A 20,017-nucleotide genomic window follows, 5' to 3' on the forward strand; every position below is an offset into this window, starting at 1 on the left:
TTGAAAGCGCTTAAATTATTTGAATATCGACAAAGGGGAAGGAGTGCAAGAAATAATGGAATGGATTCAATGGTTTGGAGAACACTTTATTGGGATGTTTAATGCTGGCGGAGAAACATTTATGGGTTTATTAACCGGCATTGTTCCAACATTAGTTGTGCTATTAACCTTTACGTATGCTGTAATGAAATTTATTGGGGAAGAGAGAGTAAACAAAGCGATTCAGTTTGCAGCAAAATATACATTATTACGATATACGGTGATGCCTATTCTAGCAGTCTTGCTTTTAACAAATCCCATGGCTTATACATTTGGCCGTTTTTTACCTGAAAAGCAAAAGCCGGCATTTTATGATTCAGCTGTTTCGTTTGTTCATCCTGTAACAGCGTTATTTCCATATGCAAATGCAGGTGAGCTTTTCGTTTATCTTGGCATTGCAAACGGAATTAAGGAAGCGGGTTATTCCATGTCAGAGCTTGCCGTGCGTTATTTTTTAGTTGGTATCTTAATCATTTTCATACGCGGGATTGTGACGGAAATGATTACAAAGTATTTAGCGAAAAAAATGGAAGTCAAATCATTATAGAAGGAGGAGATGTTAGATGGCCTATCGTGCGGTTTTTGTTGCAAAAGGATCTGGCGGCTGGGGAGCAGGGCTTCATATTGAACCAAAAGGCAAAAGAACAAAGGTCGTGTCTATTACTGGAGGCGGGATTCATCCGGTTGCAAGAAAAATTGCTGAATTAACTGGAACAGAAGCAATTGATGGCTTTAAAAATGCTGTTCCAGAAGATGAGATGATGTGTGTTGTTATTGACTGTGGCGGTACGGCACGGATTGGGCTATATCCAATGAAGCGAATTCCAACTGTTGATATTATGGCATCTTCACCTTCTGGTCCGCTTGCAAGGCATATAACCGAGGATATTTTTGTTTCGGGTGTTACTGAAAAAGAAGTTGCTGTTGCCGAAGGATACAATGAAGCAGCAGGTGCTATGGAAGCTTCACAAGAATCCGTGTTTAACACAAAGGATAAAGAGAAATTTAAAGAAAACTATGAAAAGCTCAAAAAAGAAAAACTAGGAAATAGTGATAATTTTTTAACGAAATTTTCAAGAGGAATTGGGAAAGTAACAGGTACGTTCTATCAGGCTGGACGTGATTCGGTTGAAATGTTAATAAAAAATATTATCCCATTCATGGCTTTTGTCAGTATGTTAATTGGGATTATTAACTATACAGGAATCGGTGACTTCATTGCGAACTTTTTATCTCCGCTTGCAAGCTCACTTGTAGGTTTGATTGTTATCGTAGTGGTATGTACTTTGCCATTTTTATCACCAGTACTAGGCCCTGGTGCCGTTATTGCCCAGGTTATCGGAGTATTAATTGGCAGTCAAATTGCCTTAGGAAATATACCTCCTCAATTTGCGCTGCCGGCCCTATTTGCTATAAATGGTCAAGTTGGCTGTGACTTTATCCCCGTAGGTTTATCGCTGGGAGAAGCAAAGCCTGAAACGGTTCAATACGGTGTACCCGCGGTTTTATACAGCCGCCTTATTACTGGTGCATTTGCCGTCGTGATTGCTTATTTTGCTAGTTTTGGAATGTACTAGATAATTGCAAAACATATGCTGTTTTTATGTTAGTAAAATTGTATAGGATTCCATTTTTAAAGTGGCTGTCTTAGAAGGATTTGTACCCTCTTTAGACAGCCGCTTTTTGTGGTTGAAGAATAAATGTTTGTTCTGTTAATTTTTTAAACGGAAAAATAAAAAATTCAAAAAATTACAGACAATACCTTGACTATTTTCAATAATAGGATTACGATATTTACAAATGTAACACATAAGAACAAATGTAAAAGGAGGAAGGGAATTGATGTTAAGCACAGTTAAATTGCCACCCCATATCACCAATGAGAAGCTAATTTCACTCTATAAAGAAATGTGGTTAATTCGTTATTTTGATGAAAAGGTTGACCAGTTTTTTGCTAAAGGAATGATTCACGGCACAACCCATTTATGTGTTGGGCAGGAGCCTTCTGCAGCGGGGCCAATCGCTGCTTTAAAAGATATAGATAAAATTACAAGCACACATCGAGGGCATGGCCATTGTATTTCAAAAGGAGCAGATGTTAAGCGCATGATGGCAGAGCTGTTTGGACGGGAAACAGGCTACTGCAAAGGAAAAGGCGGTTCCATGCATATTGCTGACCTCGAAAAAGGGAATTTAGGAGCAAATGGAATTGTAGGCGGGGGGATCCCGATCGCTGTAGGCGCAGCATTAACGTCAAAAATGAAAAAGTTAGGCTATGTTGTCCTCTGTTATTTTGGTGATGGTGCAAGCAATGAAGGAAGTTTCCATGAAGCTCTTAATCTAGCATCCATCTGGGATTTACCGGTCGTCTTTATTTGTGAAAATAACCAATATGGAATGAGCGGTCCTGTAAAGGAAATGACAAATATTGAACATATTGCTGAACGTGGCAGCAGTTACGGAATACCGGGGAAAATTGTTGATGGCACAGATGTGATTGAAATGATGAATACCGTTTACGATGCGGTTGAACATGCTCGCAGCGGCAATGGGCCAACATTAATTGAAGCAAAAACATATCGTTGGAAAGGGCATTCGAAAAGTGATGCGAAAAAATATCGGACACGTGAGGAAGAGCAAGAATGGAGAAATAGAGACGGCATTAAGAAGTATAAGGAGCTATTAATTTCAGAAGGCCTCTTTACCGAAGAAGAAGCGAAACAACTTCAAATGGAAGCAAAAGAGGAAATTGAAGCTGCTGTTACCTATGCAGAAAATAGTCCAGAACCATCCATTAATACTTTATTAGAAGATGTGTATGCGTAAGGAAAGGAGGAACGTAGCATGAGAGAGATTACCTATTTAGAAGCCGTCAGGGAAGCAATGAGTCAAGAAATGAGACAGAACGAGGACGTTTTTATTTTAGGCGAGGATATCGGAGTTTATGGAGGCGCTTTTGGTGTAACCCGTGGAATGATTGAAGAATTTGGGCCTGAGCGTGTCCGTAACACTCCAATATCTGAAGCAGCTATTGCAGGTGGTGCAGTTGGTGCAGCATTAACAGGGATGAGACCAATTTTAGAACTACAATTCTCTGATTTTATTACAATTGCAATGGACCAAATGGTTAACCAAGCAGCTAAGCTTCGCTATATGAACGGCGGGATTGGGAGTGTGCCAATGGTGCTGCGTACACCAGCCGGGTCAGGTACAGGTGCGGCGGCACAGCACTCACAAAGCTTAGAGGCTTGGATGGCACATATTCCAGGTCTTAAAGTGATCCAGCCTTCAACAGCTTATGATGCAAAAGGCTTGCTCAAGGCTGCGATAGATGACGATAATCCCGTGATTTTCTATGAGCATAAGCTTCTTTATAAAACGAAAGGTGATGTTCCTGAGGAGCAGTATTCGATTCCGATTGGTAAGGCTGACGTGAAGCGGAAAGGAACGGATGTCACGATTGTCGCAACATCCATTATGGTCCATAAAGCATTGGAAGCAGCTGCAGAGCTTGAAAAAGAGGGAGTTGACGTAGAGATCGTTGATCCAAGAACACTCGTCCCCTTAGATGAAGAAACGATCATTGAATCTGTAAAAAAGACTGGCCGCTTAATCGTAGTTCATGAAGCTGTAAAGCGGGGCGGATTTGGCGGTGAGATTGCAAGCATGATTGCAGAAAGTGAAGCTTTTGACTATCTTGATGCACCTATTAAACGCTTAGGCGGACTTTCAATTCCCATTCCATATAATCCAACTCTAGAAAAAGCGGCAATACCGCAAGTACCAGATATTATCGGAGCTGTAAAAGAAATCGTTCGCTACAAATAAGGAGGGATGATCGATGGCAAAGGAAATTTTCATGCCGAAATTAAGCAGTACGATGGAAGTCGGAACCCTCCTTCAATGGTTTAAAGATGAAGGAGAGTCGGTAGAAATTGGGGAACCCTTGTTTGAAATTATGACAGACAAAATCAATATTGAAGTAGAGTCTTATGAAGATGGGATTTTACTAAAAAAATACTTTGACGTGGATCAGGAAGTTCCTGTAAATCAAATCATTGGCTATATTGGTGAGGAAAGTGAAAAAGTACCTGCGGAATCACCAGGGATCTCTTCAGGAGACTCAAGTGAGGAAGGCATTGCAGCAAGCCCAGAGGAAAAGGATGCATCAAGCACTGTTGAAGAAAAACAACCAGATTCAGCTGAAAAGATACGGGCAACTCCTGCGGCAAGAAGAGTTGCAAGAGAAAAGAAAATCGCGCTCACTCTTGTAACCGGCAGCGGACCAAATGGCCGTATTCATGAAAAAGATGTGAAGCATATGTCTGAGAATAAGGCAGCAGCTGTAAAAATGACACCGCTCGCTAGAAAAATTGCCCAATCAGAACAAGTGGATGTTTCAAAAATAACGGGTACAGGTACAAACGGAAAAATCGTAAAAGACGATCTTGTAAGTCCCCGAAGAGGTCAGAATGCCGTAGCAGAAACAAATCAATCAAACCGTAAAAAGCTTTCTGGTATGCGAAAAGTGATCGCAGATCGTATGCAAAAAAGCGTAACAACTGCCCCACATGTTACGTTAACAAGTGATATCGATATGACAAAGGTAAAAGAATTACGTGGGCAGCTTTTGCCAACAATCGAGAAACAAACTGGCTATCGTTTATCATTCACTGAAGTCATTATCAAAGCGGCAGGTATGGTTCTCTCACGTTATCCATCTGTTAATGCCTCGATAATCAATGATGAAATTGTGATGAACGAACAAATAAACATTGGCTTGGCAGTTGCACTTGAGGATGGCTTAATAGTACCGGTGTTAAAGGATGTTAATAAAAAAGGATTAAGTATATTAACATCTGAAGCGAAAGATATTGGAAAACGAGCAAGGGAGTTAAAGTTACGTCCAGATGAAATGAAGGGCTCGACCTTCACGATTAGTAATCTTGGTATGTATGCGATTGATACGTTTACTCCAATTATTAATTTGCCAGAAACAGCGATCTTAGGTGTAGGAAGAATTCAAGATAAGCCGGTTGTGATCAATCAGGAAATTGTGATACGACCAATGATGGCAGTCAGTCTTTCCTTTGATCACCGGGCAATTGATGGTGCTCCTGCCGCTGCATTTTTAACAGAGCTTAAACATGTACTGGAAAATCCATTTGAATTGCTAGTTTAGGAGGTGCAAAGAATGTCAAAAAGCTATGATATTGTCGTTATAGGCGGAGGACCTGGCGGCTATGTTTCCGCTATCCAAGCAGCTGAATTAGGGAAAAGCGTAGCGTTGATAGAAGCAGAATTTTTGGGCGGCACCTGTTTAAATCGCGGGTGTATCCCGTCAAAAACATTCCTCAGACATGCGGAAATCATTGAATCGATTGAACAAGCAAAAGCTTGGGGCTTTGAAACAGGTGAGCTCACCTTTTCATTTGAGAAAATGAAAAAACGAAAAGATGATGTTATACATCGGTTGCGCAACGGGATTTCCTTCTTAATGAAACAAGGTAAAATTGATGTTTATGAAGGATTTGGCATGATAGAAACCCAAAACCAAATTAAGATTGTCTCAAATGAACAGTATGAGTACATTCAAGCAGATAAAATCATCATTGCTACAGGTTCTACACCAGTCGTACCGGGCATACCTGGACTTGAAGCTGTGCAATTCGATACAAGTGATTCGATTTTTGATTTGCCTAAGATACCAGAGTCGATCACCATTATCGGCGGTGGTGTGATCGGTGTTGAGTTTGCTTGTATTTTTGCCAGCTTAAACACGAACGTAACAATCATCGAAATGGCTGATCGTCTTGTACCGAGTGAAGATAAAGACGCTTCAAAGCTTTTAGAAAAGCAATTAAAGAAAAAAGGAGTGCAGATTTTAACTGGCACTACCCTCGAACGTGTTGAACAAACAGATCAACTCAAACACATCATTTGTACCAACAAAAAAGGTAATGAAAAAATTGTTGAATCAGAAATCTTGATTGTGTGTATTGGTAGAAAGCCAAATCTCTCTGCTATAGCACAAATAAAGCTTGAAATGGACGGACCATTTATCAAAGTTAATGAAAAAATGGAAACAAGTTTAGCAAATGTTTATGCAGTAGGGGATGTCGTGGGAGGTTATCAGCTAGCACATGTAGCAAGCGCTGAAGGTATTGTTGCGGCAAATAATGCTTCAGGTGTTGCTGACACAATTGATTATAAAGTTGTCCCTCGTTGCATCTATACACTTCCTGAAATCGCTAGCGTTGGTATGACAGAAGATGAAGCGCGTGGAAAAGGCCTTGCAGTCATAACGGAAAAATTTGATCACGTTGGTAACGGAAAGGCCCTTACCATCGGCGAAACATCGGGCTTCACAAAGATTGTCTACGAAGAAAAATACGGAGAGATCATCGGAGTAACAATGGTTGGACCACATGTAACGGAAATGATTTCAGAAGCTTCAGCTTTTATGTATTTAGAAGGAACCGTAGATGAAGCAGCTAAAATGATCCATCCTCACCCAACGGTATCTGAAACCTTTTATGAAGCAGCGCTGAATCTAGCGAATAAGGAAAGAAAGAAACGAAAAGAAATAGTGAAAACTACTTGATTGAATTTTAAGAATATTTTATAATTTTTACAAAAGTAACATGTAAGAACAAATGTAAATGATGTTCTGACATGTTATGATAAAGAGTTTTTGAAAAGAGTATAGTAAGAAATATTTTTGAGTAAAGGGGAGGAATAAATGGGGGAGTTATTTTGTTTAGATCAACAAGTTGTTTTTTTAGATGTTGAAGCAGAAAAAAGTGAAGAAGTCATTACGTTTCTTTATGAAAAATTGAAAGATTTAAACTATGTAAAAGAATCATTTCTACAGGCTATCTTGGAAAGAGAAAATGTTTATCCAACAGGATTGCCATTGGCAAATATGGGGGTAGCTATTCCACATACAGACCCTGAACATATTGTCAGCCCCATGATTTCGTTCGCTAAATTGTATAAACCGGTACAATTTCAAATGATGGGAAATCCAGGGGAAACCGTTGATGCCGATATCGTATTTATGTTGGCGATCAAAGAACCAGAAAAACAACTTGTGATGTTAGAAAGACTAATGGGGGTTTTTCAAAACGAAGAAACGATGTCACGATTACAAGATGCAAAAAGTGCTGAAGCAGTAACAAATATACTTAATAAAGAACTAAATCGAGTAAGTAATTAGAGATGTTAAGGGCGTTAAAAATGTAAGCGCTATCTATACTGAGGAGGTGGATGAATGATTAAACAGGCTGTTGATTTTGTTTTGGATTTGGGTCCTACAATCATGCTTCCGATTATTATGACGATTTTTGGAATGCTGCTTAAACAAGGGTTTAAAAAGTCATTTACAGCAGGTGTAACAATCGGAATTGGGTTTGTAGGTGTGAATCTCGTTATTGGTCTTTTAACTAGTGCTCTTGGGCCTGCCGCACAGGCTATGGTGACTTCTTTAGGTCTAAATTTGGATATATTAGATGTCGGCTGGCCAATTGGGGCTGCAATATCATTTGGAACACCAGTTGCACCACTTATGATTCCATTAGTTTTACTTTTAAATGTAGTGATGCTTTCACTAAATGTAACCAAGACACTTAATGTAGATATTTGGAACTTTTGGCATTTAATCTTTGCGGCATCTGTAACCTATTATGCCTATGACAACATGGTTTTAGCATTAGTAGTGGGACTAATTGTGTCAGCTATTACGCTTAAATTAGCTGATTGGACCGCACCTGCAGTCGAGCATCATTTCGGATTAAATGGTGTTTCAATGGCTCATTCTGAAACAGTTAATTTTGCACCGATTACGTATGCTAGTAATCGAATACTCGATAAAATTCCAGGTATAAATAAACTTCATGCTGATCCAGAAACATTAAGTAAAAGATTTGGACTTTTTGGAGAACCGCTTGTTATGGGGTTAGTACTAGGGATGATTATCGGTTTACTTGGTGGATATGATGTGAAAGGCGTATTAATGCTGGGAGTTCAAATGGCAGCGGTATTAATTTTAATGCCTAGAATGGTTGCTTTATTAATGGAAGGGCTTATTCCAATTTCCGAAGGTGCCAGGGAAATGATTAATAAAAGGTTTCCAGGAAAGGATGTCTATATCGGATTAGATACAGCAATCGTAATTGGCACACCATCAAACATGGCCGTTGCGTTAATCATGGTCCCAATTACCATTCTTCTGGCTGTTACCCTTCCATACAATGGAATGTTGCCGTTTGCAGATTTCTCTGTGTTGCCATTCACAGTTGTCTGGGCGGTTGCAGCCGCAAGAGGAAATATCATTAGGGGGATCATTAATAGTATCGTAACGTTAATGATTGTATTCTTTATAGCTACCAATCTTGCAGACTTGGCAACCACGATGGGCAGGGCTGTTGGATTTGACTTCCCAGAAGGAGCTACCAGCATTTCTGGCATCGATTTAGGATCACATGTTATTCCATGGATTATTGTTCGCTTATTAGATCCAAGTAATCCATATTTTATAGGTGCTATTATTGCTGCAATTGCCTATGCATTACTATGGTTTTGGGTTCGGAATGATATCAAAAAACAATATGCAAAACAGATGGGATTGGATCCAGTAACATTAAAGGCTGAGCAAGTAATTGAGGCTAACGGAAATACAAAGAGTCTATAAAAGAAAATGAGGAATGGAGGAAACAAACATGGCAAAACGTATTTTAGTATCTTGTGGTACAGCAGTTGCAACTTCAACAGTAGTAGCAAAAAAGGTAGAGGAGGTTTTAAAGAGTAAAGGGTATGACGTGGTAGTTGAACAATGTAAAGCTTCAGAGGTCCCATCTAAGGCTGAACGAGCAGACCTTATTGTGACAACTACACCAGTAAGCGGGGTAGGAAGTAAGCCTGTTATTCATACACTTTCTTTCCTTACAGGGGTAGGAGTAGAGGAGGATATTAAAAAAATTATCGAATATCTTGATTAATATTTGCTTCATAGTAGTGGAAAGCCATTTATAAACCAAGGTGCTCGGTCTACTAAGGAAAAGGAGTTTACTTAGTGTGGACCTGAGCACCGTTTAGAATAAAACTGGAGGAATGGTCATGAAAAAATATGTTTATAGCAAACCAGATCTTTGGGTTTCTATTATTTTGCCTGTATTTTTAATGATGGGCTTATTTCTTTGGGCCATTTATCGAAGTTTAATGGAAGGTCCTCTTCCATTCTATCAGTTACTTATCATCACGATGCCGCTTCTTTTGTTATCAACATTAATGGGTCTTCATAATCCTTCTTCTGTTACCGTTACAACCAATTCAATTATCTTTGAGGGGTTCGGCAGAAAGCATGAATATCTTTGGGAGGACATTGAAGGTTTGTCAGTAAAAAATTACGGATATGCTGGAAAATCCTTTATAAGAATTGGGAAATATCGTTTATTCGGAGGAAGGTATTGGATATCAAACAAAATGCATGGCTATAAGGAGCTGCTGAACTTTTTACAAACAAAATTTGGCCAATTGGGGTGAAAGAATGAAGGCTGCTGTTTATTATGACAAAGGTGACTTTCGATTTCAGGAGATGCCTCTTCCATTAATAAAAGAAGATGAAGTTTTACTCAAAATGCATGCCTGTGGCTTATGTGGAACAGATATTCATAAGGCTTTGGAGAAGACAGTACCTCCTAAAACCGTACTAGGACATGAGGTTTCAGGAGAAATTGTCAAGATTGGAAGTGAAGTAGATGGTTATCAGGTTGGTGACAGGGTATTTGTTGCACACCATGTTCCTTGTTTTACATGCCATTATTGTAGAAAAGGATCTTATAGCTTATGCCCGCAATTTAAGCAAACAAATCTTGATCCTGGTGGATTTTCAGAATATATACGAGTCCCGTCATTACATGTTAAACATACAATGGGAAAAATTCCAGAGGATTTGAGCTATGAAGAAGGTGCCTTGGTTGAGCCAATTGCATGTTGCCTTCATGGATTTGAGTCCATATTGTTTCAGCCTGGTGATTCAGTACTTATTATGGGTGCTGGTCAAATTGGTTGTATGCAAGTCCAAATTGCAAAGTATTTAATGGCAGGGAAAATAATGGTAAGTGATATTAACCCATATCGCTTAAATAAATCGTTAGAATTTGGTGCAGATTATGCGATTGATAGCAAGAATGAGGATGTCGTTCAACAGATCATGGATATAACAGATGGATTGGGCGTAAATATTGCGATCATTTCAGCAGGGATCCAGTCCCTTTTGCCTCAAGCGATGGAATGTGTAGCAAGGGGAGGAACCATATTAGTTTTTGCTCCATTTAAAAACGAATTGGTTCCGGTACAAGCAGCACGATTCTTTAATGATGAAGTTAAGATTATTGGCTCCTATTCCTCTAATCCATATAATTATCAGGTTGCTTTGGAAATGTTAAGAAATCGAGTATTTGATGTTGAAAAAATGGTGACTCATCGCTTTTCTCTAGCCCAGCTAAACGAGGCGATCGAATGTGCACATGATCCTAGTGAACAGGTTCTAAAGGTGTTAATAAAACCATAATCTACAAATAATGGAGGGTGCCATGTATCATTTCAATTTGAATAATAAAGTAGCACTGGTCACAGGTGTGGCAGATCATCTCGGTATCGAGATTTGTGAAATGCTTGAAAAAGCAGGTGCTTATGTATGGCAACACCAATTTAATGAAGACCATTTGGTTGAGGAGATTCTTACTAAACTTCGCACTGATGGTAGTAAAATACAAACAATAACAGGTGATTTAAGAACTCCTTACACAGTAAAATCCTTAATCGGAGAGATATTGGATAAGAGTGGAAAAATAGATATCCTTATTAATTTATCAGAGATTGCTTCTCCAAGATCTTTACACGAATTAACACCTGAGGAATGGCTAGATACTTTTGCGGTTAATTTAGATGTTCCGTTTTTATGTTGCCAGGAGATTATACCTTTAATGGTGGAAAATGGAGGAGGAGTTATTGTTAATATTTCCTCCCAAGCAGCTGAGACCGGAGGAATAGGTCCCCATTATGCATCAACAAAAAGTGCTCTAGACTCGTTAACAAAAGGGATATTAAGAGAATATAAAGAAAAAGGAGTTAGGGTCAATACCATTTCTCCTTCTGTTCAACTTCATGATGAATCCTTATCGGAACAGATTAAAAAGAACATCAGAGCAACAATAGCCAATATGATTTTACTTTTAAGCTCATCCTCTACATGTTTGGTAAATGGGGAAACTCTTTTTATAGGCAAGGAGGCCACCATAAAATGAAGAATGTTTTAGTTATTGGGGGAGCGGCTGGTATTGGTAAGGACATTGCTTTGAGTTTCGTAATGGAAGGCAATACGGTGGCGATTGCTGACATTAATAAACAGGCTCTTACCAAAATGAAGAATGAATATGGAAAGGAAAATAAACTTTTTGTTTTTGAAGCAGATGCTAGCGAATGGAAGAGCATTGAAGATTTAGCAAAGCAAGTAAAGGAGCAAATTGGAACAATTGATCTTCTGGTCTACTCAGCAGGGATTACAAAGCGAATAAAATTTGAAGAAATTGATTGGGAAACATGGAAGAAGACGATGGCCGTTAATTTGCATGGTTTATTTTATAGTATAAAGTCATTTTATCCTTTTTTAGAATTTGGAGGCAGTGTCGTCATTATAGGATCGGGTTCTGCCATAACAGGATCCGGCGGTGGAATCCACTATGCCTCTTCTAAAGGGGGAGCATTCGGATTCATGAGATCATTAGTAACAGATTTAGGTAAGTTGGGGATAACTATTAATGTTTTGGCACCGAGAGTGATTGAATCTGAAATGCTTGATGCACTATATCCTTCACATGAAGCGAAGCAACAATTAACAAATGAAATTCCTATCGGGAGATTGGGAAAGCCTTCCGATATTACGAGTGCTGTTAAATATTTATGCAGTGATCAAGCTAAGTACATTCATGGGCAAGTTATCTTATTAGATGGCGGGAGAACGTATAAAAGCTCCTAATATAGAACAGCAATAAGAGATGAAGTTCACCTCCCTATTTATTAAAAGAGAGGTGTTTTCTCTTTTTGGTATAAAAACACACTCTTACCATAGCAGTCCAACCAGTAAATACGATATGATAGAACTAAAACATATAATCAAAGGCTTGAGGTGAAGCTATGCTAAGCTGGGAAGAAAGAAGACAGCTAGTGAAAACGGCTAGCTTGTATTATATAGAAGGATTAACTCAGGAGCAGATTGCGAAAAGGGTTGGAGTATCAAGGCCTGTTATCTCGAAGCATCTGCAAAAAGCTAAGGAATACGGAATCGTCGAAGTGTTTATTAAGGATGAAAGCTTACATACAGTTGAGCTTGAAAACAAACTTGAGACAAGATTTAACTTAAAGGACGCTGTCGTTGTTCCAAATACAAGTTCCAAAGAGCTAAGCAAAAAAGCAGTCGGTCAGGCAGCAGCAAACTACGTATCCAAAAATTTAAAGCGTGTAAAAAAGATAGGAATCAGCTGGGGAACGACGTTAGCGGAGTTTGTGAAGGAATACCCGTTTGAAAGAAGAGAGCATATGAAAATTGTCCCATTAGTAGGAGGAATGGGAAGTCAGCATGTTGAAATTCATGCTAATCAATTAGCTTATGAATTGGCGAAAAAAATGAATGCAGCGTGCTCGTATCTTTATGTCCCGGCTTTTATTGAGTCTGGGGAATTAAAAGAACGGTTAGTGGATATGACAGACGTTAAATATGTCCTTGAAGAAGGAAAAAATGTTGATATGGCTATTGTCGGCATTGGAAACCCATATCATGATTCCATCCTAGAAAAAATCGGTTACTTAACAGCAAAAGAATTAGAGGAATTTAAAAAGGTGGAAACCGTGGGTGATATCTCATCCCGCTTTGTCGATATAAATGGAAGGTTAATCAATCACCCTATAAATGATAAGGTGATTGGAATAACCTTGGAAGAACTAAAGGAAATTGATGATGTTATTGCTGTTGCAGAAGGATTAAATAAAGTTGAAAGTATTTTAGGAGCACTAAATAGCCACTGCCTTGACGTGTTAATCATTGATGAATCAACAGCAGCAGCTCTTTTAGAAAGAGTGGGGGACCTATAGTATAATAACCATGACAAAGATTCGCTTTATTGTATAGCGTTAGTTTTAATGTTTAGTATTAGTGTAGGGAAATATCGCGAAATAAAGTTTTACTTTAGCAATTGATGAAAAAGGGGCGATAAACATTGAAAAGATCTGAGATGGATGCTAATCTTTTTTGTATTTATTGCAATGATGAGACACCACATGTGCTCGTATATCTTAATGATGAAATTACCAGAATTGAATGCAAGGAATGTCATCATATCGTTGAGCTGAAGGTGGATATTATGAAAGAATTTTACAAAGAGATATATGAACGCGTCTCAACAAAGCCATCTCGAATAACGAGTGAGTATAAGAAGGATCTAAGCAGCTTTTTATCGAAACTCCCAATAAGAATTGCCAGCAAACCTTATCGGTTAATGCATGATTTAAACGAATCAAGAAAAATAATTAGAAAGTACAAGAAAAAGCAATAATTAATTTTTAATAAAAAATAATCCACCCGTTTTGAACAAAAAAACGGTGGATTATTTTATGTATCCTTGTTTCAGTTAAACGAACAATCCAAGTTGGCTTTATTATTTTCCTCCTTGTAACCATTCTTTTATTTCATCCGTCGTCTCAATCACCTGTTTATCGTTTCCTGGCGGTGTTTTAACGAAAAAAATCTCGGTACCTGGTTGTGAACGTTGTGCATACTTAATTCCAGGAGGTGTCACATAAAAGTCGCCTTGTTTAAAGGTATATACTTCTCCGGTTTCTACATCTATATATTCGGTCATCCCTTTCACAATAAACTGATATTCATAAGCTTGTGTATGATAATGCGGAGATTCGCTAATATATTCATCATATGAAGTAATCCCAATCTCCAACTTATCATCTTCGATATAATCAAGCTCTTGAGGGCGTGATAACCTTCCTACTAAGTACTGTCTACTTGTATTTTCCAATGATTTTACTATTTGTTCTCCTCTAATAATTTGAATTTGCTTTTTCATCTTACTTCCTCCTTGTAAACGATTCTCTGATATTTTTGAAATAGGTTCCATTATAAATTTATTTAAAAGGGAAATCTGGAATTTCGCTGATAAATCGTAAAAAACGCCGATAAAATTGGAATTTCGCTGATAAATCGTAAAAAACGCCGATAAAACTTGGATTTCGCCGATATACCGGAATTTCACGATAAAACAAATGGCCAATAGCATAAAACTCCTCTGATAGCTTAAGTTTACCAGAGTAGCCCTTTAAGAACGCTGCCTTAGCTTCCTGCAATTTATAAACACTCTTAAAAATATGTATGAATGAAACCCGTCTACATCATATTTTTACCCTTTCACCTATATTATTTCAAATTTTATTGTTGACAACCCTTTCATTTCGTTTTAGAATGAACACATAACTTGTAACGAATGATAATGATTGTAACATATGTTATAAATTAATTATTTTTGTTCTTAAAAGGAATAATTGTTGTATCAGTTTTAAAAGTGTTATTGAGATTAACAAAAGTTATATATTTTTGATTTACACAAAGGGAGGATATTAGAATATGTCAATTTATCAACAGCTTTTAGAAAGAGAACGTGCGAATGAACCAATTAAAGTAGGAGTCATCGGTGCTGGACAAATGGGTTTTGGAATGATTGCTCAAATTTCTACGATTCCTGGGATGAGTGTTACAGGAATTAGTGATATCAATTTAGAGGCAGCAAAAAGAGCCGAAGATTTCTATCTATCACATTCAGCAAGAAAAGAATCAATCGTTGTATCAAATGATTTTCGTGAAGTGATTCATTCTCCAAATGTTGAAGTAATTGTTGATGCTACTGGTGTTCCAGAAGTTGGAGCTAATATTTCTTTAGAGGCTTTAACAGCTAAAAAACACCTTGTTTTATTAAATGTTGAAGTCGATATCACAATCGGTTCCATCATGCATCAACAATTTAAAAATGCTGGCTTGGTTTACACAGGGTCAGCAGGTGATGAGCCAGCAGCAACACTTGAGTTATATGAGTTTGCGAAAACAATGGGTATGGAAGTATTAGTTGCTGGTAAAGGAAAGAATAACAAATTACGAGTTACAGCAAATCCAGATACAGCAAGAGAAGAAGCTAAAAAGAATAAAATGGCAGCACATATGCTGGCTGCGTTCCAAGATGGTACGAAAACGATGGCGGAAATGAACTTATTGTCCAATGCGATTGGATTTGTTCCAGATGTTGTTGGAATGCATGGTATTGCTGGGGATCTTGATTCTGTATTAAAAGATTTAGATCTTAAAGAAAAAGGCGGAGTTTTAAGTCAATATGGTGTAGTTGAATATGTAGACGGTCTTGCACCTGGGGTATTTGTCATTGTAAAGGGACAAAATGAAGGTGTAGCACATGAATTAAATTATTTGTTGAAAAAAGGTGAAAGAGACCATCACATTCTATATCGCCCATATCACTTAGCAAGTTTAGAAACACCAATTACAATTGCGAAAGCCGTTTTACAGCATGATTCATCGATTCATCCGTTAGGTGCACCGATTTCAGATACGGTTACGGTTGCAAAGCGTGATATCAAAGCTGGTGAAACATTAGATGGTATTGGCGGTTATTCCGTACGCGGTGTTCTTGAAACACATCAAGAAATGAAGCGTAACGGACATATTCCAATCGGCCTCATCAGCGGAAAGGTTGTTGCGAAAAGGGATATTCGTCAAGGTCAATTCCTTACAACTGACGATGTTGAATTAGATCATTCAACAACAGTTTGGAAGCTGAGAGCGCTTCAAGATACGTTATTCCCAACAGTTTAAGGGAAAGTACAATCGTATTGTAAAACTATAAAGGGTGTTGCAAAGCCAAATCTTTCCATCAGTTTTGTAACACCTTTTAGAAAACATAAATGAGGGGTGGATGCTCTTTATGAAAATTGCCATTATTCTCTGTTGTTTATTAGTCATTCAATATGCCCTAACCTTTATACAAGTACGTTATTATCGAAAAAGTATGGATAAGATTGTAAGCCGTTACACTCAGAAAGAGGGATATTATTTGTTTTCTGGTATGGAAAGACGGCAATTCCGCCCTGGAGCGATTGCGATGCTAGTGGTGGACAATCAATATATTATTCAAGAATGTCATGTCGTAAATGGTTTTTCGGTATTATCAAAGTTTAAAGAGTTGGAGAAATATAAAGGACAGCATGTAGGAGCTGTACTAGATAGTGTTCAAGAAAATAGCGGGGAGAAGCGCAAAAAAATGCCAGCAATCAGTTCAGCTCTTGCAAAAGCTGCTGAAAATGCCTTGTTGTCGATATCGAAAAAAAATATCTCCATGGTTTAATGGGAAGGAGTGTTTAAATAATGGAATGGATTCAATGGTTTGGTGAACATTTTATTGGAATGTTTAATGCTGGTGGAAAACAATTTATGAGTCTATTAACTGGCATTGTTCCAACGTTAGTTGTTTTATTAACATTTACGTATGCTGTTATTAAATTTGTTGGGGAAGAGAGAGTTAATAAAGTTATTCAATTCGCTGCTAAATATATGATCTTACGTTATACGTTAATGCCAATCTTATCAATCTTGTTATTAACGAATCCAATGGCTTATACATTTGGTCGTTTTGTTCCAGAAAAACAAAAACCAGCCTTTTTTGATTCTTTAGTATCCTTCTTACATCCAGTTACAGCGTTATTTCCGTATGCTAATGCTGGTGAGCTCTTTGTTTATTTGGGAATCGCCAATGGTTTAGCGGAAGCAGGCTATTCGATGTCAGAACTTGCGGTTCGTTACTTCTTAGTCGGGATTGTCATTATGTTGATGCGCGGAGTAATCACAGAGTTGATTACAAAATATCTTGCTAGAAAAATGGAAGCGAATTCTTAATTACGAGGAGGTATCATCATGACACAACGAGCAATTTTTGTTGATAAAGGTTCAGGCGGTTGGGGAGTCGGTCTTAGAATTGAACCGAAAGGAAAAAAAGTAAAGGTTGTTTCCATTACAGGTGGCGGAATTCACCCTGTTGCCAAGAAAATTGCAGAGTTATCAGGAACGGAAGCTGTCGATGGCTTCAAAAACTCTGTACCTGAAGATGAGATGATGTGCGTTGTTATTGACTGTGGAGGAACAGCAAGAATCGGTCTATATCCAATGAAGCGTATTCCAACAGTGGATATTTTGCCTTCTTCTCCATCTGGCCCGTTAGCAAAACACATTACAGAAGATATATTTGTATCAGGTGTAACGGAGAAAGAAATTAAACTAGCTGACGAAGCAACAGTTGTAACAAGCCAGCAAGAAGAAGCAGAAACTCCTAAGTTTGATACTAAGGATAAAGAAAGCTTTAAAGAAAACTATGAGAAGTTAAAGAAAGAAAATCGAGAAAGCAATGATAATTTCTTAATGAAATTTTCAAGAGGCATTGGAAAAGTTACTGGAACATTTTATCAAGCAGGCCGTGATTCCGTAGACATGTTGATTAAAAACATTATTCCTTTTATGGCATTTGTCAGTATGTTAATTGGAATCATCAATTACACTGGAATTGGTGATGTGATTGCGAATTTCCTATCACCGCTGGCAGGTTCACTTTGGGGCTTAATCGTCATTGTTTTTGTTTGTACCTTGCCGTTCTTATCTCCAGTGCTTGGTCCAGGTGCCGTCATTGCACAAGTAATTGGGGTGTTGATTGGTACGCAGATTGCTGCTGGAAACATTCCGCCACAGTTTGCCCTTCCAGCATTATTTGCTATAAATGGGCAGGTTGGTGCGGACTTCGTACCGGTTGGTTTATCATTAGGTGAAGCAAAACCGGAAACCGTTCAATATGGGGTGCCTGCTGTATTGTACAGTCGCTTAATCACAGGTGTACTTGCTGTTGTCATCGCTTATGTTGCGAGTTTTGGGATGTATGAGTAAACTTTTAATAGTGTAGAATGCTATCTAAAATGGAGGAATGAACATGTATAAAAGTATAGTAAAAGAAATTGGAGCATTAGCCTTATCGTTTGAAGAAGAAAAAATTGTCATCTTATTTGGCCCTCAAGCACCTCAAGAACTAAAAGAAGTAGCTGTTATTCATGAATTCGAAGAAGATAGCTCAGATGAACCAATTAAGGTTGGAGGCATTCTTCAAGTAGATGATCAACAATTTACCATTACAGCTGTAGGTTCAGCAGCGAATAATAATCTAAAGGAACTTGGTCATATTTCAATTTATTTCTCAGAGCCAGCTGAACAAGTTCTTCCAGGAGCTGTATTTGCAAGTCCTTATGAGCTTCCAAAATTTAAAGATGGCAGTGTAATAGAATTTAAAGGGTAATGTCACCTAGACATGAATTGATAAGAACGGAATAAAGGGGGTGCTGATTTGTCCTTTTTTGAAGATAGAAGATTGCTTGTAAAAATTGCACATATGTACTATGAGGAGGGGGCTACTCAATCACAGATTGCCGACGAAATTGGGGTAAGCCGTTCGCTGATCTCGAAATACCTCTCCAAAGCCCGAGAGCTTGGGATTGTGGAAATTATTATTCACGACGATACCATTCACCCCTTTAGACAGCTTGAAGGAAAGATTGAACGGTTATATGGGCTGCGTGAAGTGGTTTGTGTTCCAAACCTTGGTAATGAATCATCAAAGGCTCGAGTAGGAGCTGCAGCGGGTAAATATCTGCTAAGAGTCATCCGGGATGGACAAACCATTGGAGTTTCGTCTGGAACGACGATACATGAAATGGTAGAAGCGATTTCTACCAACCAGCAATTTCCAACTGTTACGTTTGTCCCGCTAGTTGGCGGAATGGGAAATGAGCGGGTTGATATTCATGCCAATCATATAGCAGCTACGTTTGCTGAAAGAATGCAAGCTCAATATAAGCTCCTCCATGCTCCGGTTGTTGTAGATTCGAAAGAAGCGAAAGAAATCTTTATGAGGCAAACTTCAATCCAGAATATCTTTTCTTTAGGTACGAAAGCGAATATAGCGATTGTAGGGATTGGCGGAACTCCTGAACATTCGACAATGGTAAAGTCCTATTTAGGGCAGGAGCATCAAGAATATTTTGATCAATCAGATGTAGTCGGAGATATTTGTTATAACTTTATCAATGAGCATGGACAGGCATCAAATGTGTCATGGAATGAAAAAGTTATTGCTTTGGAAGTAGAGAAACTAAAAGATATTCCGCTAGTTGTTGGAGTAGCTTGCGGAGTGGAAAAAGTTAAGGCTATAAAGGCATCATTGGAAGGGAAACTAATAGATGTTCTTGTTACTGATGAGCAAACGGCAAAAGCCTTATTAGAGGAAGTATAGCTTTATTATGGGACGAAATAATGTTATCGTCCCATTCTAATTTTTTTGGAAAATTTTTTTAACAACAATTAACTGAATATTCAGTTATAATAGAACTACTAAATATAGGTAAGCTAGAAATTGGGAGGAAGAATAAAATGACGACGAGATACAACCTGATTTTACGTAATAAAGTTTATGTGGTTGATTTTGCACGTCCAAAAGAATCGAACGAAGCGCTGCTCGATTTCTTTTCTGATGTTCAAAAGATAGATAGTAATATAGAATGTTTAGATCAGATCATCACAAAAATGAGAGGTAGAAATGTTGTTGATCATGATATTGTGCAACTTGCAAAAACGTATGAAAAAAATCTAGAGGAGCGGTATAATTTTGATCGATAAACTTTGCCGTTCTCATTTGTTATTTCCTCTTTTCATCAACTCCAAAATGAACTTCAACGATTTTTTGACAAGGTGAATTAGAAACCATCCAAGTAATTGAAAAATCATAGTTTTTGCGAACTTTGCAGTAAGGAAATGTAT

General features: G+C 38.1%; 24 protein-coding genes. 22 read left to right on the plus strand and 2 right to left on the minus strand.

The features are described from left to right. Positions 1-55: 55 nt before the first annotated feature. The 15 genes from Q1B07_RS13610 (at position 56) to Q1B07_RS13680 (ending at position 13,652) form a co-directional block, all read left to right on the plus strand. The gene (locus Q1B07_RS13610; protein WP_299090963.1) at positions 56-586 is read left to right on the plus strand and encodes a PTS glucitol/sorbitol transporter subunit IIC; all 531 of its coding nucleotides are present in this window, start codon (positions 56-58) and stop codon (positions 584-586) included. Between the two features lie 16 nt (positions 587-602). Then, positions 603-1,616, plus strand: coding sequence for a PTS glucitol/sorbitol transporter subunit IIB (locus Q1B07_RS13615; RefSeq protein ID WP_299090961.1), 1,014 nt, complete (start codon positions 603-605; stop codon positions 1,614-1,616). A 265-nt stretch (positions 1,617-1,881) separates the two neighbouring features. Then, on the plus strand, positions 1,882-2,865 hold the full coding sequence (locus Q1B07_RS13620) for a thiamine pyrophosphate-dependent dehydrogenase E1 component subunit alpha (RefSeq protein WP_299091022.1): 984 nt from the start codon (positions 1,882-1,884) through the stop codon (positions 2,863-2,865). Between the two features lie 18 nt (positions 2,866-2,883). Beyond that, entirely contained in the window at positions 2,884-3,867 is a 984-nt protein-coding gene (locus tag Q1B07_RS13625) for an alpha-ketoacid dehydrogenase subunit beta (RefSeq protein WP_299090959.1), read from the plus strand. Between the two features lie 13 nt (positions 3,868-3,880). Next, entirely contained in the window at positions 3,881-5,221 is a 1,341-nt protein-coding gene (locus Q1B07_RS13630) for a dihydrolipoamide acetyltransferase family protein (protein WP_299090956.1), read from the plus strand. A 12-nt stretch (positions 5,222-5,233) separates the two neighbouring features. Further along, positions 5,234-6,643: a dihydrolipoyl dehydrogenase gene (lpdA, locus tag Q1B07_RS13635; protein WP_299090954.1), complete on the plus strand. Its 1,410-nt coding sequence runs from the start codon at positions 5,234-5,236 to the stop codon at positions 6,641-6,643. A gap of 138 nt (positions 6,644-6,781) precedes the next feature. After that, positions 6,782-7,258, plus strand: a complete 477-nt coding sequence (locus Q1B07_RS13640; protein WP_299090952.1) for a PTS sugar transporter subunit IIA — start codon at positions 6,782-6,784, stop codon at positions 7,256-7,258. Between the two features lie 54 nt (positions 7,259-7,312). Beyond that, a complete protein-coding gene (locus tag Q1B07_RS13645) occupies positions 7,313-8,731 on the plus strand; it encodes a PTS transporter subunit IIC (protein ID WP_299090950.1) in 1,419 nt (472 codons plus the stop codon). 28 nt (positions 8,732-8,759) lie between these two features. Further along, complete coding sequence (locus tag Q1B07_RS13650) at positions 8,760-9,038, plus strand: PTS sugar transporter subunit IIB (RefSeq protein WP_299090948.1); 279 nt, start codon at positions 8,760-8,762, stop codon at positions 9,036-9,038. A 118-nt stretch (positions 9,039-9,156) separates the two neighbouring features. Beyond that, positions 9,157-9,582 carry a hypothetical protein gene (locus Q1B07_RS13655; protein ID WP_299090945.1) on the plus strand — a complete coding sequence of 142 codons (426 nt, stop codon included), beginning with the start codon at positions 9,157-9,159 and terminating at the stop codon, positions 9,580-9,582. Positions 9,583-9,586: 4 nt separating this feature from the next. Continuing rightward, complete coding sequence (locus Q1B07_RS13660; RefSeq protein ID WP_299090942.1) at positions 9,587-10,612, plus strand: zinc-dependent dehydrogenase; 1,026 nt, start codon at positions 9,587-9,589, stop codon at positions 10,610-10,612. A gap of 37 nt (positions 10,613-10,649) precedes the next feature. Continuing rightward, positions 10,650-11,348, plus strand: a complete 699-nt coding sequence (locus tag Q1B07_RS13665; protein ID WP_299832918.1) for an SDR family NAD(P)-dependent oxidoreductase — start codon at positions 10,650-10,652, stop codon at positions 11,346-11,348. After that, positions 11,345-12,079: an SDR family oxidoreductase gene (locus tag Q1B07_RS13670; RefSeq protein WP_299090937.1), complete on the plus strand. Its 735-nt coding sequence runs from the start codon at positions 11,345-11,347 to the stop codon at positions 12,077-12,079. The genes Q1B07_RS13665 and Q1B07_RS13670 overlap by 4 nt, the downstream gene beginning before the upstream one ends. A gap of 158 nt (positions 12,080-12,237) precedes the next feature. Then, the gene (locus Q1B07_RS13675) at positions 12,238-13,191 is read left to right on the plus strand and encodes a sugar-binding transcriptional regulator (RefSeq protein WP_299090934.1); all 954 of its coding nucleotides are present in this window, start codon (positions 12,238-12,240) and stop codon (positions 13,189-13,191) included. Positions 13,192-13,316: 125 nt separating this feature from the next. Next, positions 13,317-13,652, plus strand: a complete 336-nt coding sequence (locus Q1B07_RS13680) for a bh protein (protein WP_299090932.1) — start codon at positions 13,317-13,319, stop codon at positions 13,650-13,652. Positions 13,653-13,754: 102 nt separating this feature from the next. Here the strand turns inward: Q1B07_RS13680 and Q1B07_RS13685 are convergent, their stop codons facing one another. Beyond that, entirely contained in the window at positions 13,755-14,177 is a 423-nt protein-coding gene (locus Q1B07_RS13685; protein ID WP_299090930.1) for a cupin domain-containing protein, read from the minus strand. Positions 14,178-14,235: 58 nt separating this feature from the next. Beyond that, the gene (locus Q1B07_RS13690) at positions 14,236-14,454 is read right to left on the minus strand and encodes a hypothetical protein (RefSeq protein WP_299090928.1); all 219 of its coding nucleotides are present in this window, start codon (positions 14,452-14,454) and stop codon (positions 14,236-14,238) included. A gap of 277 nt (positions 14,455-14,731) precedes the next feature. Between Q1B07_RS13690 and Q1B07_RS13695 the strand changes: the two genes are divergently transcribed. The 7 genes from Q1B07_RS13695 (at position 14,732) to Q1B07_RS13725 (ending at position 19,876) form a co-directional block, all read left to right on the plus strand. Beyond that, positions 14,732-15,985 carry an SAF domain-containing protein gene (locus tag Q1B07_RS13695; protein WP_299090925.1) on the plus strand — a complete coding sequence of 418 codons (1,254 nt, stop codon included), beginning with the start codon at positions 14,732-14,734 and terminating at the stop codon, positions 15,983-15,985. Positions 15,986-16,094: 109 nt separating this feature from the next. Continuing rightward, entirely contained in the window at positions 16,095-16,514 is a 420-nt protein-coding gene (locus Q1B07_RS13700; protein WP_299090922.1) for a transcriptional regulator GutM, read from the plus strand. 20 nt (positions 16,515-16,534) lie between these two features. Continuing rightward, the gene (locus Q1B07_RS13705; RefSeq protein ID WP_299090920.1) at positions 16,535-17,062 is read left to right on the plus strand and encodes a PTS glucitol/sorbitol transporter subunit IIC; all 528 of its coding nucleotides are present in this window, start codon (positions 16,535-16,537) and stop codon (positions 17,060-17,062) included. An 18-nt stretch (positions 17,063-17,080) separates the two neighbouring features. Continuing rightward, positions 17,081-18,097, plus strand: coding sequence for a PTS glucitol/sorbitol transporter subunit IIB (locus tag Q1B07_RS13710; protein ID WP_299090917.1), 1,017 nt, complete (start codon positions 17,081-17,083; stop codon positions 18,095-18,097). Positions 18,098-18,140: 43 nt separating this feature from the next. After that, positions 18,141-18,500 (plus strand): PTS glucitol/sorbitol transporter subunit IIA, encoded by a 360-nt coding sequence (locus Q1B07_RS13715; protein ID WP_299090915.1) that lies wholly within the window; start codon positions 18,141-18,143, stop codon positions 18,498-18,500. A gap of 48 nt (positions 18,501-18,548) precedes the next feature. After that, the gene (locus tag Q1B07_RS13720) at positions 18,549-19,493 is read left to right on the plus strand and encodes a sugar-binding transcriptional regulator (RefSeq protein ID WP_299090912.1); all 945 of its coding nucleotides are present in this window, start codon (positions 18,549-18,551) and stop codon (positions 19,491-19,493) included. Between the two features lie 137 nt (positions 19,494-19,630). Beyond that, positions 19,631-19,876 (plus strand): hypothetical protein, encoded by a 246-nt coding sequence (locus Q1B07_RS13725; protein WP_299090910.1) that lies wholly within the window; start codon positions 19,631-19,633, stop codon positions 19,874-19,876. Positions 19,877-20,017 lie beyond the last annotated feature (141 nt).

Source organism: uncultured Metabacillus sp. (assembly GCF_947503125.1).
Lineage (GTDB): Bacteria > Bacillota > Bacilli > Bacillales > Bacillaceae > Metabacillus.